Annotated in this window: 14 protein-coding genes; 2 read left to right on the top strand and 12 right to left on the bottom strand. The window is 63.7% G+C overall.

Going from position 1 to position 14,128, the window contains the following annotated elements:
• Positions 1–3: 3 nt before the first annotated feature.
• Genes GA829_RS25275 through GA829_RS25255 form a run of 5 tightly spaced genes read right to left on the bottom strand, consistent with a single transcriptional unit; the run spans position 4 to position 5,098 of the window.
• Complete coding sequence (locus GA829_RS25275; protein WP_195175308.1) at positions 4–1,023, bottom strand: stage II sporulation protein M; 1,020 nt, start codon at positions 1,021–1,023, stop codon at positions 4–6.
• Positions 1,020–2,330: a DUF58 domain-containing protein gene (locus GA829_RS25270; RefSeq protein ID WP_195175307.1), complete on the bottom strand. Its 1,311-nt coding sequence runs from the start codon at positions 2,328–2,330 to the stop codon at positions 1,020–1,022. Before GA829_RS25270 ends, GA829_RS25275 begins: the two co-directional genes overlap by 4 nt.
• Positions 2,327–3,283 (bottom strand): AAA family ATPase, encoded by a 957-nt coding sequence (locus GA829_RS25265; protein ID WP_195175306.1) that lies wholly within the window; start codon positions 3,281–3,283, stop codon positions 2,327–2,329. Before GA829_RS25265 ends, GA829_RS25270 begins: the two co-directional genes overlap by 4 nt.
• Complete coding sequence (locus tag GA829_RS25260) at positions 3,270–4,475, bottom strand: DUF4350 domain-containing protein (RefSeq protein WP_195175305.1); 1,206 nt, start codon at positions 4,473–4,475, stop codon at positions 3,270–3,272. The genes GA829_RS25265 and GA829_RS25260 overlap by 14 nt, the downstream gene beginning before the upstream one ends.
• Positions 4,472–5,098 carry a hypothetical protein gene (locus tag GA829_RS25255; protein ID WP_258051907.1) on the bottom strand — a complete coding sequence of 209 codons (627 nt, stop codon included), beginning with the start codon at positions 5,096–5,098 and terminating at the stop codon, positions 4,472–4,474. Before GA829_RS25255 ends, GA829_RS25260 begins: the two co-directional genes overlap by 4 nt.
• Before the next feature lie 311 nt (positions 5,099–5,409).
• On the opposite strand from GA829_RS25255, the gene GA829_RS25250 reads away from it, so the two are divergent.
• Both GA829_RS25250 and GA829_RS25245 read left to right on the top strand, forming a co-directional pair.
• Positions 5,410–6,015 carry a hypothetical protein gene (locus GA829_RS25250; RefSeq protein ID WP_258051906.1) on the top strand — a complete coding sequence of 202 codons (606 nt, stop codon included), beginning with the start codon at positions 5,410–5,412 and terminating at the stop codon, positions 6,013–6,015.
• An 11-nt stretch (positions 6,016–6,026) separates the two neighbouring features.
• Positions 6,027–6,797: a response regulator transcription factor gene (locus tag GA829_RS25245; RefSeq protein ID WP_195175302.1), complete on the top strand. Its 771-nt coding sequence runs from the start codon at positions 6,027–6,029 to the stop codon at positions 6,795–6,797.
• A gap of 13 nt (positions 6,798–6,810) precedes the next feature.
• On the opposite strand, the gene GA829_RS25240 is transcribed toward GA829_RS25245, so the two are convergent.
• The 7 genes from GA829_RS25240 to GA829_RS25210 form a co-directional block, all read right to left on the bottom strand.
• Complete coding sequence (locus tag GA829_RS25240; RefSeq protein WP_195175301.1) at positions 6,811–7,911, bottom strand: polyamine ABC transporter substrate-binding protein; 1,101 nt, start codon at positions 7,909–7,911, stop codon at positions 6,811–6,813.
• Positions 7,912–7,942: 31 nt separating this feature from the next.
• Positions 7,943–9,052, bottom strand: coding sequence for an agmatine deiminase (gene aguA, locus GA829_RS25235; RefSeq protein WP_195175300.1), 1,110 nt, complete (start codon positions 9,050–9,052; stop codon positions 7,943–7,945).
• Between the two features lie 92 nt (positions 9,053–9,144).
• A complete protein-coding gene (locus GA829_RS25230) occupies positions 9,145–10,461 on the bottom strand; it encodes an aspartate aminotransferase family protein (protein ID WP_195175299.1) in 1,317 nt (438 codons plus the stop codon).
• Entirely contained in the window at positions 10,458–11,225 is a 768-nt protein-coding gene (locus tag GA829_RS25225; RefSeq protein ID WP_195175298.1) for an N-formylglutamate amidohydrolase, read from the bottom strand. The genes GA829_RS25230 and GA829_RS25225 overlap by 4 nt, the downstream gene beginning before the upstream one ends.
• On the bottom strand, positions 11,225–12,547 hold the full coding sequence (locus GA829_RS25220) for a type I glutamate--ammonia ligase (protein WP_195175297.1): 1,323 nt from the start codon (positions 12,545–12,547) through the stop codon (positions 11,225–11,227). Before GA829_RS25220 ends, GA829_RS25225 begins: the two co-directional genes overlap by 1 nt.
• The gene (locus GA829_RS25215; RefSeq protein WP_195175296.1) at positions 12,544–13,191 is read right to left on the bottom strand and encodes a cysteine hydrolase family protein; all 648 of its coding nucleotides are present in this window, start codon (positions 13,189–13,191) and stop codon (positions 12,544–12,546) included. Before GA829_RS25215 ends, GA829_RS25220 begins: the two co-directional genes overlap by 4 nt.
• On the bottom strand, positions 13,188–14,108 hold the full coding sequence (locus tag GA829_RS25210) for a MurR/RpiR family transcriptional regulator (RefSeq protein WP_195175295.1): 921 nt from the start codon (positions 14,106–14,108) through the stop codon (positions 13,188–13,190). The genes GA829_RS25215 and GA829_RS25210 overlap by 4 nt, the downstream gene beginning before the upstream one ends.
• Between the last annotated feature and the right edge of the window lie 20 nt (positions 14,109–14,128).

Here is a 14,128-nt window from a genome sequence, read left to right as displayed (position 1 = left end):
CGCTTAGCCGTCGCCATGCCGCACCACGCGAAACATGTAGAAATAGAGGACCCAGAACGCCAGCATGCCGCCGCCAACGGAGTAGCGCACCGCATCGCTGGTGATCGTCTGCCTGCCGATGCCCTCGAGCAGGCCCGCAAACAGCAGCATGATCACCACGCCGACCATGGCGGTCGCGGCGACCCGCCCGGCATTCGCGGCTGCCGCCATGCGGGTCATGTCGCCGGGGAAAGCGATGCTGGTGCCGATGCGCATGCCTGCCGCACCCGCCAGCGCGATGGCGAACATCTCGGTGGTGCCGTGGATGGCCAGCCACCCGCCAAGTTCGAGGCCCAGCCCTTTCGACACATAGATCTGAAACAGGGCGCCGAGTATGCATCCGTTCATCAGGATGAGCAGCACGCTGGGCAGCGCGAAGGCAAAGCCGAGCGCGAAAGCCAGGATCGCCACCTGCACATTGTGCGTGAAAAGATAGGCCGCGAAGCCTGAAAGGAATTCGTTATCCGCGCCACCGTAGAGAACGCTTCGCAGCATCTCGGCGGATGTGTCTGGATTGCGTCCGCCGGCAAGGCTCGGTGGAATGATGGCGTCGTACCAGCCCTTGTCTGACGCGACCAGCCAGAAGCCGGCGCCAGCACCGACCACAGTCAGGGCGACCGCAGCCAGTGTCTCGCGCCACAGATCGCGAATGGCATGCGGCCAGTCGCGCAGGAAGAAATCGCCGATGCGCTGCCGCAAACCGCGCCGTGCGCCATAGAGATAGAAGTAGCCGCGCAGGCAGAGCGCTTCGAGATAGGTGATCAGCGCATTGTCGAGCGATGTCGCCCGGGCCACCGATAGCGAGGACAGGGCCGACCGGTAGAGCAGCGGGAGCGACAGCAACTCGTCTTCTGAAAGCGTACGCGGCGCGCGCTTCTCAACGCGCGTCAGCAATGCTTCGAACGCCTTCCAGTCCGTCTCGCGCTCCAGCCGGAAGCTGGCCAGCGACTGACGGACGATGGTGTTGCCGGCCGGCCCGCTCACAACAGGTCTCCCTGTTTAAGCTGCAGATAGCGTTCGACCAGTGCCGGGCCAAGCCGGCGGTGGTCGGCCTCAAGCACATGCGCACCAAGCAGCCGCAGACGCCCAATGACCACTTGCCGCTCGCGCAGCAACCCACCGGCGGTCACGGCGCGCGCGACATCTTCGGGCGATGCCGGCGACATGTCAGCCAGCGTCTCCAGTTCGACATCCTTCATCATCATGAACAGCACCAGATGGCGCTCGGTCAGCCGCCCGACGGTGCGCAGCATCAGTTCCGCGCTGATCGGGTCGACGAAATCGGTGAAGACGATGACCAGCGAGCGCCGGTCCAGCTTTGCCGCCAGCGTCGTCAGCGCCAGCGTGAAATTGGTCTCCTCGCTGGAATAATCGATCTCGGCCGCCCGCTTCTGGATAATGGCGAAGCTGGCGGAGCCACGCACCGCGCCGCTGGAGACGCGGGGCCGCGCATCGAAGCCGAACAGGGAAACCATGTCGCCGCCCTTCAGGGCGATGAATGCCGACAGCAGGGCGGCTGTGACCGCCCGGTCGACCTTCGGCACGCCATCGACCGGCTCGCACATCAGCCGTCCGCTGTCGATGGCCAGCACGATGTTGTTGTTTTCCTCGATGCGGAATTCACGGGCCAGCAGTTTGCCGTGCCGGGCGCTGCGCTTCCAGTCGATCATCCGCCGGCCCATGCCAGGCTGATAGTCCTTCAGCGCCTCGAATTCCCGGCCCTGGCCGGCGCGGCGCTGTGCATGGCCGTCGGGCAGGGCGGAGCGCTGCAAAAGGGTGATCGCCTCGTCGCGGGCGCTGCTGACATCGGGCAGCACCGCCACCTTGTTGTCCATCGGCAGAACGACCTGGTTCCAGACGAGACCGAACGGCCCAGGCCAGCGCAGCCATAGACGGTCGAAGCTCGCAATGCCGCGCCGGAGCGCCTGAAACCGCAGGTCGAGCGTTCCGCCGTCATGCCCCGCAGACAGCACGCCTCCGGTGCCGCCGATCGGCGCCAGCCGCGCATCATGGCTGACGCGTGCCTGCAAGGCGCGTGCCTTGCCGGCAAACCGGGCAGTGACATGCAAGGTGAACTGGCCACCGACGCCAACTTGCGGCGGCGCATGCAGGCTGGCGCTCAGCGACGCCCGCCCGCGGCCGGCCGCCGCGTCTACTGCCAGGAAGGCGAGCAACGCGCAGATCCACAGCAGGCCGGGATACCAGAGCGAGGGTAGTGCCAAAGCGACGAGGAAAGCCGGAACCGCCCCTACCACGCCTGCCCAGACAGCTCTGCCGCTCGGATAGATCAACGCGGCGCTTCCGTCTGGTCGACGAGGTCCGAGACGATCTGTTCGACCAGCCGTCCGTCGATCTGGGCAGCCGGCGACAGGATGACGCGATGGCGCAGCGCCGGCACCGCCAGAGCCTTGACGTCGTCGGGGATGACGTAGGCGCGGCCGTCAAGCGCTGCCCTTGCTCGCGCCGCCCGGGCCAGCATGGCACCGGCGCGTGGACTGGCGCCAACTTCCAGATCGGCGCTGACGCGCGTGGCGCGTACGAGTGCCGCGATATAACCAACGACATCATCGACCAGCGTGACGGAACCAACGGCGGCAAGCGCCGCATCAAGCGTCTTGCGATCGGTCTGCGCTTTGATGCCATATTGCTTGATGTCGTGCGAAGCGGTGCCGCCGCCATGATGGACGATGATCGCACGCTCTTCCGTAGCGTCGGGATAGCTGACCCTATGCTTGAACAGGAAGCGGTCGAGTTGGGCCTCGGGCAGCGGATAGACGCCTTGATGCTCGATCGGATTCTGGGTCGCCACCACCATGAAATTGTTGCCAAGCGCATGGGTGGTGCCATCGAAGGTCACGGCATGTTCCTGCATCGCTTCGAGCAGGGCTGCCTGCGTCTTGGGCGGCGTGCGGTTGATTTCGTCGGCGAGTAGCAGGTCGCAGAAGATCGGCCCGCGGGTCAGCGTGAACTGACCGGTCTGGAAATTGTAGATGTTCGAACCGACGATATCGCCGGGCATCAGGTCCGGTGTGAACTGGATGCGTCCATAGGCGACACCCAGCGCTTGCGCGAAGCAGCGCGCCGTCATCGTCTTGGCCGTTCCGGGCGGGCCTTCAAGCAGGATATGCCCGCCGGCAAACAATGCGGTCAGCATCAGGTCGACCGTATCGTGTTGCCCGGTGATCGCCTTGGCCACTTCTTCCCTGATCCGTGTCGCCAGGGCCTTCACATCATCGACGTTCACTGAGCCTCCTTGTCGTCCAGTCATGCAGCCGCTCCGCGGCGTCGTGCATTTGCGCCAGGGTTTTCGCCTCGCTGGCGGCCTGGGCCCGGGCGGTGAACCCTCTGGTCTCACCCTTATCGCGAGAATCGAGCCAGTGGTCGAGCGCCTCTCCCTGCAAACCGTGAGGTGCACCGAGCAGGGCGCCGGCGCGCTGCCGCATCAGCGTTGCATAGCGGCTTCCCAACTCCTGCAGCCGCCCGGCGCGTCGCAAGAGCATCGCAGTCGTATCCACCAGCGCCCGCTTGCCGAAAGGAATGGCGCGCCCTTCGGCGCGCGGTGAGCCAAAGCGGCCAAGACCATGCAGGAAAGCCAGCGCGGCCGCCGCCAGGATCGACAGCGTCAGCGCCAGAAACGGCGGTTCGACCAGAAGCTTGGCGAGATCGTATTTGCGTCCCGCGCCGTGCAAGGTCAGGTCGAACATGACCAGGCGGCTGTCGTGCTGAAGCGTGGCGATCAGATCAAGCACCGCCGCTGCCTTGGCCGGATCCTTGAGCCCGGAATTGTTGATCAGGTCGGGGTCGGTCAGGATGTAGGAGGGCTTGCCGCTCAGTTCCGTAAGCACGGCCTTGCCGTTGCCTGCCGCGATCAGCGGATGATCGTCGGCCACCCATTGCATCTCCTCCGGAGCGGCAACCATATGGCCTTCGATGTCGAGTTGCTTGACCGTGCTCTCGCCAACGCCGAGCTTCGCCTTTGCGATCCGGCCGAGCCATTCGTTGACGACCGTGGCGGGCAGCCGCTCCAATCTCATCTCCCATCCCTCATGGCCTCGCAGCGGGAAGGTCAGCCATTTGGGCAATATAAAGAGCGTGGGCAGATCCTGCCGCACCGCGAGAATACGGTCGAGCGCCGCCGGGTCGCTGCCTGGGGAGATCGTAACGATCAGCAACAGATCGCTGGTCAGATCGTCTTCGCTTCTCGCCATCAAGGGCTTCTCGCCCGTCAGATCCAGCCATTCCGCCAGTCCCGCATAGCCGATGCCGCTTTTCGAAAGCGGCGTAGCACCGCCCTCGCTTGGTTGCCGGAAGTCAGGCGCATAGGTCGACAGCAGGAAAAATCCTGCCGCCGCCAGCAGGCTGGCGAAAATCCCCCAGAACAGCGTCTTGCGGCTGAACGGTTCCTGCGCTGCGTCTCCGGCCGGAACCGCGCTCATGCCCACGCGCCCCGGAACACGAATTGCTCATAAGCCGCGCGGGCTTCCTGCCAGCCCTCGACGCCGACTGGCCGGCGCGCGAACAAGGCCGCCTCGACAATGCGCGCGATCTGGCTGAAGGCGCTTCGCGCCCGCGCTGGCAGCGACGGAGCACTGGCGATGTCGCGTGAAGTCAGCGATGGTCGCAGGAAATCGGGCAGCCTGTTGGCGATGTCGGCGACACTGCGCTGAAGCAGGAGGTGCACGGCTTCGTCATAGGCGCCGCGCGCCGCCAGGGCGTCCGCTTCCGACAGAAGGATCTGCGCGGCGCCGGTGTCCGGGCTCCAGGAGGCTTCCGCCTTTGCTTCGCTGCGCGCCTTGCGCCAGGGCAGTCGCCAGGCAATGCCTTTGACTTCGAGAAGGATCAAAAGCAGGATGATCGCCGCACCGATGATCACGGCACCCCAGAACAGGTAGATCATGTAGGGGCCGAGCCAGGACAGCATGTCGGTGATCGGCTTCAGCCATTCAGGCGGCTTGGGTGCTACATAGGCCGGCAGGTCGAACTGGATCGAATCGTCGGCGAGAAGTTGCTCGTGCACCTTCGCCAGCCATTCGGCTCCCGCTGTGTCCGGCGTCGCCACTTCGCTCGCTCCCCCTGCAACCCACGGTTCCGCGCAGACACTGGCAATGCACCGCAATAATTGCAAGTGGGCTGGACGCCAGTCGCCAATCTTGGCAGATTTACCGGCATCCGGCGGTAGAGCAAGGGGGCGCGATGACTTCGGCAACATTGGATGGGCCAGAAAGATTCAGCATCGGCAGGGTCTTCAACAACACGTTCTCGGTCATCAGCCGCAATATTGTTCTTTGCCTGGGAATGGCCGCGCTTTTTTCAGGATTGCCCGCGCTTGTTCTTCGGCTTTGGACCCAATCGGTAGCAACGAAGATTGCGTTGGGCGCGCCCAACGCCGCGCCTGATCCCGGCATGATACTCAGCGGCTTTTCGGTTACGTTCGGCGTTGGTTTGATATCGTTTGTGCTGGCGCTGCTGCTACAGTCCGCGCTTGTGCGGGCAACGATCGAAGACATGAACGGCAAGCAGCCTTCTTTTGGCGATTGCCTTCAGATCGCCGTGCGCTACCTTCTGCCGACCCTTGGCGTCGGCCTTCTCGTCGCTTTGGGCGCCGGGCTTGGCGCCCTGCTGCTGTTCGTGCCGGGCGTGATGCTGTGGCTCGGCTGGTGTGTCGCGGTGCCGGTCTTGATCCAGGAACGGCTCGGCGTGTTCGGCTCGATGTCACGTAGCCGTGTCCTGACCAAAGGCAACCGCTGGCCGCTGTTCGGTCTCTTTGTCGTCCTGTTTCTCGCGGTTATGGCCATCCAGATGGTGCTTGGCACCGTCACCCTCCTGCTGGGCGGGATCGTCGGCGCTGTCGGGGCGGCTCTGGTGTCGACCGCATCCTCGATGCTGCTGTCGATCGCGACAGCGGCGACCTATGTCGAGTTGCGTCAGGTCAGGGAAGGCACCAGCGTCGAGGAACTGGCGGAAATCTTCGCGTAGGATCGTTGATCATGCAGCTCAGTTTGTCCGCCGGCCAGTTTGAACGATGGAGCGTGGCCATCGCCACTGCCGCGAGCGCACAGACTCCCCAACATCTGGCAGCGAGCGTTTCGGCAGGCGCGCGCGAGCTGTTTGCGTCCGATCGCGTCTATGTCGGCCTCTACAATCGCGGCACCGCGCCGATGACCATCGATGAAGGCGGCCCGGATCGCTGGAACCGCGCTTACGATGCGCTCAGCTACAAGCACGATCCATTCTTCCAGCTTTTCACGCGTTCGGCGGATGATTTTCTTTTGCCGCTAACGTCGCTTGCCACGGATGACTTCGAGCGCAGCCGCTACTACCGCGAGTTCTACGATCCGTCGGAGAGCTGCGATGAGATCACCGGCGTGTTCAATCTCGACGCCTCGACGGCGGGCTTCATTACTTATTGGCGCAGGAGAGGCGCGCCGCCTTTCGGCGAGGCTGAACTGTCCATTGCCAAAGCGGCGAACCCCGCGACACGCATGTTGCTGGGCAGGCTGTGGCATTTGCTAGGGCGCGACGGCCACCGCATAACTGCCATCAGCGATTTTTCGGCGCTCAGCGCGCGCGAAACCGAGATTACGCGTCTGCTGCTGGCGGGCGGCTGCGCCAAGTCCATCGCGCGCCGCCTCGCCATCTCGTCAGGCACGGTTCGCAACCATATCAAGAGCATCTACGGCAAGCTGGGTGTTCACTCCCAGGTCGAACTGATGGCGCTGCGCGCGCCGGCCATCGTTGCGCCGAGACTGGTGAGTTGACCGGGGCACGGCGTCATTGCCCGGAGACGATCTTCGTCCAAATGCGGTTTTGAACGCGCAGTGTCTTGCTGTCGCTGGTATGGACCACCACCAGCTTGGCCCTGACCGCTTCGGGCGGATAGATGCCGGGGTTGTTGGCCACCGACGGGTCCATCAGGGCACGGGCTTCCGGCACGGGATTGGCGTAGGAAACATAATTCGAATTGGCCGCGGCGATGTCCGGCCGCAAGTTGAAGTTGATCCAGAGCAAACCGTTGTCGGGATGTGGCGCGTCTTTCGGCACGGCCATCGTGTCGAAATTGACCACTGTTCCTTCCTTGGGGATGGAGTAGGCAACATCCACTCCATTGCCGGCTTCCACACCGCGCGTATGCGCCTGCAGGACATCGCCGGACCAGCCGAGGGCAACGCAGATGTCGCCATTGGCCAGATCGTTGATGTATTTCGATGAATGGAAGTAGCGGATATAGGGCCTCACGCTGACCAGCAGTGCCTCGGCCTTGGCGAGATCCGCCGGATCCGTCGAATGCGGGTCGAGACCCAGGTAATTCATCGCGATCGGCAGGATTTCCGTTGGCGCGTCGAGGATGGTGACACCGCAATCGGCGAATTTCTTGACGACATCGACCTTGAAGATCATGTCGAGCGAATCGATGGGTGCATCGGCCATGCGCGCCTTCACCGCCTTGACGTTGTAGCCGACGCCATCGGTGACCATCATGTAGGGGACCGCGTGCTCGTTCCGCGGATCAGCCATGCTGATCAGCGACAGCGCTTGCGGATCGAGTTTGGCGAAGTTTGGCACTTTCGCGCGATCCATCGGCTGGAATGCACCTGCCGCGACCTGGTTCTTCAGGAAAGGGTAGGCTGAGGGATAGACCACGTCATAACCGGTGCCGCCGGCAAGCAGCTTGGTTTCCAGAATCTCGTTGGAATCGTAAACGTCGTAGCGAACCTTGATGCCTGTTTCCTTCTCGAATTTCTCGGCGGTGTCGGGCGCGATATAGTCCGACCAGTTGAAGACGTTGACCACCTTCTCATCGTCTGCCCATGCTGGCATGGACGCTCCGGCGACAAGCATGGCAGCCATGCCGGCGACAATCGCAATACGCATCTTGTTCTCCTCTTGGCCTTGAAGCCGTGGCCTATGAAGCCGTTCGCCCGGCGTAGACCGGCAAGGTGATGCACGCCACATTGCCGCCGCCGAGCAGTATCTCGCGCGAGTTTTCTATGCCGATGATCCGGTGGTCGGGAAACAGGCCGGCAAGCGTCGCCTTTGCGCCCCGGTCAAGGTCGCAGCCGAATTCCGGAACGACCACCACGCTGTTGCCTGGGTAATAGTTGATGTAGCTCGCGGCGACACGATTGCCGGCCGGCCGCGCCCAGGTCGAATCCACCAGGTCGATGCTTTCGCTTTCCTTGGCCGTCATCTCGCTCGGCAGTGGGTGGTAGAGCCGATGAATCTCAAGCAGACGGCCGCGAGCGTCGGTGGCCGCACGCAGAATGTCTTCCGCTTCCCGGACGATTTCATATTGCGGATCATCGTGATCGTCGGTCCAGCTCAGCGCGACGACGCCGGGGCGGACAAAGCAGCAAAGGTCATCGACATGGCCGTCGGTCTCGTCGAAGGCCATGCCGCGCGGCAGCCAGATGATCTTCTCGACCCCGAGATAGGCCTGCAACTGCCGCTCCACTTCGGGCTTGCCGAGATGGGCATTGCGGTTGCGGTTGAGCAGGCACTGTTCGGTGGTGATGAGCGTGCCCTGGCCATCGCATTGCAGCCCGCCGCCTTCGGCGATCAGCGGGGACCGGTAGCGGTCCATATGCTCGGTCTCGAGTATCTTGCGAGCCAAGGCATCGTCGAGATCCCATGGGTGATAGAGCCCGCCGTCGAAACCGCCATAGGCGTTGAAGGTCCAATCGACGCCGCGCACGTCGCCATGATCGTTGACGACGAAATTGGGGCCGCAATCGCGCAGCCAGGAATCATTGGTCGACATCTCGACCACCCTGACATGCTCGGGCAGGCGGGCCCGCGCATTCTGCCATTGCTTCTGCGAGGCGATGATGGTGACCGGTTCGCTTTGCGCGATCGCAGCGGCGACGGCGGCAAACAGTTTCTGCGCTGGCTTGGCGCCCAGCCGCCAGGTGTCGGGGCGCTCAGGCCAGATCAGCCAGCAGCCCGCCTTGGGCTCGAATTCGCCGGGGGCACGAAACCCATCCTGCCTGGGCGTTGTTTGAAGCGTACGTGGCATGCCGTGGACCGCGATCTCGAAAGGTTGAGGTCGCAATCAACCGCAAAAGCCACATCAGTCATATATCCCATTTGGGACGGTGAGGGCGGCCGTCACCACATCATGAAAGAGGCAACATCCGCGTCAGTGACCTTGCCAGCCATGACGTCCGTGATCGACTGGTCGACGATTGCCACACCCTCGGCCACTTCGTCTTCTGTAAGCGTCAGCGGCGGCATGAACTCGAGCACATTGGCCTTCAATCCGACATAGCTGAAAGCCGCGCCCAACTCGTAGCCGCGATAGATGATCTTGGCCGTCATCGTTGCCGCCACCGGCTCGCGCGTCTTGCGGTCCTTGACCAGGTCGACGCCGATGGCGAGACCGCGCCCGCGAACGTCGCCAATGATTTCGTGTCTTTCGCCAAGCGCCCTCAGCGCATCGGAAAACAGCGTGCCGATACGCGCCGAGCGCTCGACCAGGCCTTCCGCCTCGATCGTTCTCAGCACCGCATTGCCGGCGGACGTCGCCACCGGATTGCCGGCGGTCGTCTGCAGCGCGAAGGCCGGCGCATGGTCCATGATCTCCTTCGGGCCGATGACAGCTGAGAGCGGCAGGCCACCGCCGATACCCTTGCCGAACACGACGAGGTCGGGCGTCAGCCCTTCATGCTGGAAACAGTGCATCATGCCGCTGCGGGCGAGGCCGACCTTGACCTCGTCGAGCACGATCTTGATGCCATGTTTGCGGCAACGCTCCTGCAGCGCCTTGAGGAATCCCGGCGGCGGCACAATCAGGCCGCCATCCGACATCAGCGGCTCTATGAAGATGGCCGCTACCTGGTGCGGCGGGCAGGTGGTCTCGAACTGGTAGTCAAGCAACGCCAGCACGTCATCGGCGCTGAAATTCGGCCGGTAGGGATCGGGGTAGGGCAGCAGGAGCACGCCCGGTCTCGGCAGCGTGTGGGTCATTGCGGTGTGGCCGCTGATGCCCATCGAGCCCGAGAGGTTGCCGTGATAGGAGCCGATGAAGGAAATGAAGCGTGAGCGGCCGGTGGTCGCCTGCAGCACGCGCACCGCGCAGTCATTGGCATCCGAGCCGGAATGGCCGAACCAGACACGCCGTTCGCCGTCTCCCGGCGTGATGGCCAAAAGCCTCTCGGCAAGCGAGACGGCCGGTTCATTCGGATAGAGCAAAAGACTGGCGCCGGCCATGTTGCGGGCCGACGTTTCGACCGCTTCGACGATTGCCGGGTGGCCGTAGCCCAATACAGCGGGGCCAGCGGACGCGGAGAGATCGAGCAGCGAGCGGCCGCCTTCTTCGATGAGCCGGTTGCCCTGGCCGCCAACAACGCTAAGCGGCGAGAAACGCAGCTTGCCGATCTGGGCAATGGTCGCGGCGTCACGCTCGCGCAGGCTGCGGTTGATCACGAGGCTGTCTCCGTCTGTCGTGCGGGCAACGCCGTTGCAAGGCGGTCCGCCCATTCCTCGATGCCGGAGCGGCTCGACAACAGATCATGCCGGATTTCGACGAGGACCGCAGGTATGTTTCGATCGTCGCCATGGATCGGCACGGCATAGTCGGCGTCGCGGCTGATCACGTAGGGCACATTGGCGGAGACGTTGAGTGCCGTATCGGTACGCAGGCCGGCAAGCAGAGCCTCGCCGAGATCGGCCGCCTGATCATACAGTACACCGGCATGCCATGGGCGGGACACGCCCAGGAAAACCGGTGTGAAAGAGTGGATCGTCACGATCCGCGTCGGTCTGCCGTCCTTCGCCCGGCGGTCGAGATGTGCCGCCACCCGATCGTGGAACGGGGCAAACATCAGCTCGGCGCGGCGGTTCCGTTCCTGCTGAACGATGCCGGCATTGCCGGGAATGTCGGTGTCTTCCGACAGCAGCGGGATGCTGCCCTTGGCCCCCAATGGCCGGTTGAGATCGATCAGCAGCCGCGAATAGCCGCTCAGGAAAGCCGCCGCATCGAGCCGCGCCGACAACAGGCGTGTCACCTCCGCGGCGCCAACATCCCAGGCTATGTGGCGCTGCAGATGCCTGGCGTCCAGCCCCAGCAGGCCGTATTCGGCCGGCATGTGGTTGGAGGCATGTTCGCACAACAGCACGATGTCCGAGCGGCCGCTTTCGTTGATGACCTCGACGGCAGCCGGCCAGTCTTTTTCAGGCTGCGCAGTCATCAATAGAGCGTCCGGTAGACATCGCAGACTGCAGCCGGGTCGAGCCCTGCCATGCGTTCGCTCTCGTGCCGTTTGACGCCGACAAAGGTCTCGATGAAGGCGGGCGCGAACCAGCCCGTGACCGTGCTGTCGGCCAGCAGTGCGTCCAGCGCCGCCGGCAAGGTTTCCGGCAGACGCACCAGGCCGAGCTTTGCCCGCTCCGCCTCGCTCATAAGTGTCGGGTCGCCGGTGACCAGCGGCGGCGACGGCAGCTTGGCTTTCAGTCCTTCCAGCCCGGCGCGCACGATCGCCGCAAGCGACAGATAGGGATTGCCGGTGGCATCGGCGGCCCGGTACTCGACATTGTATTGCCGTGCCGGGTCGCGTCCGCCCATTGTCACTGTCGGGCAGATGCGCAGCGTCGCCTCGCGGTCGCGATCGGCCAGCCAGGTGTAGGACGAGCTCCAGCTGTGCGGCTTCAGCCGATAGAACGACGACACGCTCGATGCGGTCATCGCGGTGATCGCCGGCAGATGGCGCACCACGCCGGCACAGAACGCGCCGGCCTGGCTGGAAAGGCCGCCGGGTTGCGACGGATCATAGGTTGCCGGCTTGCCCGCTTCATCGACAAAGCTGAAATGGATATGTACGCCGTTGCCGACAGCGTCGGGAGCGGGCTTGGGCGCGAAGCTGGCTTGCCAGCCGGCATTGCGCGCCAACTCCCGCGTGATTTCGCGGATGGCGACGGCGCGGTCTGCCGCCGTCAGTGCGCCGGCCGGCTCGTTTGTCACCTCGAATTGTTCACTGCCGAATTCGGCGATGACGACTTCGGGTCCGATGCCCGCTTCCTCCAACGCCGCCATCAGGTTGGGCGCGAAAGGATCGGTACGCCTGAGCGCCGCAAAAGATAGCGAATGCGCAGGCGCGAAGCCGCCGTCGGCAACATGGAACTCATGCTCGAAGGCAGCGACGACGGACAGGCCGGTCGCGGCCTTCAGATCCGCAAGCGCATCCCTGAGCATTGTCCGCGTACAGCCAAGCCAGGGGCTGCCGTCGAGTTCGACGAGGTCGCCGGCGACCATGTCGAAAGGCGTCGCCGATCCGGTCCGTGCGGTGCGAAACCGCGCCTTGAGATCGGGTATGAGCCGCAGGTCGCCCGACGAACCCCAGGGATTGGGATTGACGATCGAGTTGAACGGCGTCAGCGACAGGTTGGCCTGTAGCCAACCGACGCCGGTCGCGGCGGTTTTCTGCAGCTTGCTTTCGACAACGAAGCGGCCCCGCGTGACGGCGGAAAGATCCGTGGTGACGACTGCGACCAGGGGCTCGACGATCGATGTCATGCAGGTTTTCCCAAGCCTTCGAAACGGGCGACAACGGTATCGGTGTCGGTGACCCAGCAATAGCCGCCGAACGCCTTGAGCGCGATGTCATGGCGCTCCTGCGTGATGGTGGCGCAAGCGTCCGACACGCAGGTTATGAGATAGCCCCGGTCGGCACCGTCGCGCACCGTCATGTCAACGCATTGATCGGTGAGCACGCCGACGACGACGAGATAGCGGATGCCGAGGTTCTTCAGCAGGTAATCGACATTGGTCGAATTGAAGAGGCCGGATGACGTCTTCGGGAGCATGATTTCGTCGCCGACCGGCGCCAGTGACGGCACCGGCAAACCCTCGGGGAGGCTGGGCGCGACATGGATTGGCGTCAGTTTGTGGTCGAGCGAGCGGTCACGGCCGTCTTCGGTCAGGCTCTGGATGATGGTGTGGATGACCTCGACGCCGTTGGCGCGCGCGGCTGCCAGCAAACGTTCCTGATTGGGAATCGTCTGCGACGCGGTCTGCCGGTAGAAATAGTGATCGGGGCCGCGTTCCGGGTGCGATGGATCGGCGCCCGGCTCCAGCCAGATGCGCTGCATGTCAACGAGCAGGATCGCCGTTTCGCCGGGGCGGAAGGCTTCGTTTCGCTTGGGAAGGGCTTGGGTCATGCTTTGTGGTCCTGCTTTGCTGATTTGGGTCCGGGTGTTTTGCGTGCGCCACTGTCTTCGGGGTCGCTGTCGAGCGTCACGGCATTGGCATGCCGTACCTTCTCCAGCCGTTCGATGCGGGCACGGGCTTCATCGCCGAGCGTGGACACGATATGGGCGGTGAGGGCTTCCATCTGTGCGATCGCCGGCGCCAGCGTGTCATAGGGCGAGGCGACTTCAAGCGGACTGACGATGGTGACTTCGGCAAGGTCTGATATCGGCGACAGCCATTGGTCGGTGAACAGCAGAATGCGGACATCGGATGCCGCTGCCTGCTTTGCAAAGGACATCACGTCGAGCTGATAGCGGCGGTAATCGAAGACAATCAGCACGTCGCGGCGGCCAAGGTCGGCCAGTGTGTCGAACGTCTGCGGCGACAGCACACCGAGATCGCGGACGCCAGGGCGAAACTGCAGCAGGTAGCCGGCAAGCATGCCGGCGATGTGACGGCTGAAGCGGCCACCGACCAGGACAACTTCGCCCTTGGTTTCCATCAGCAGGCGAGCCGCCCGTTCATAGGTCTGGACCGGCGTGGCGGCGGTGGCTTTCTGCAATGCCAGGGTGACGGAATCGAGATAGGCCAGCACGGCGCTGTCATTGGTGCCGCTCTGCCGCTTCGCCTCCATCATCAGCAGAGGCGAATGCAGCCTTGCTTCGACCTCCGCCAGAAGCTTTGATTGAAAATCCGGGAAGCCTTCGTAGCCGAGCTTCACCACCAGCCTGACCACGGTCGGGTCGCTCACCCCAGCGCGTCGCGCCAAAGCCGAAGCAGTGCCAAGGCCAGAGGTCGGATAGTCCGTCAGAAGCAGGCGGACAATCTTTTCCTCCGACGGCGTCAGCGCCAAATCCTGGCGCATCAGAACATCGCGTATCGCCATGGGCCTCCCCGAAATGCGTG

Source organism: Mesorhizobium sp. INR15 (genome assembly GCF_015500075.1).
GTDB lineage: Bacteria > Pseudomonadota > Alphaproteobacteria > Rhizobiales > Rhizobiaceae > Mesorhizobium.
This window is presented reverse-complemented; position numbering and strand designations above follow the sequence as displayed.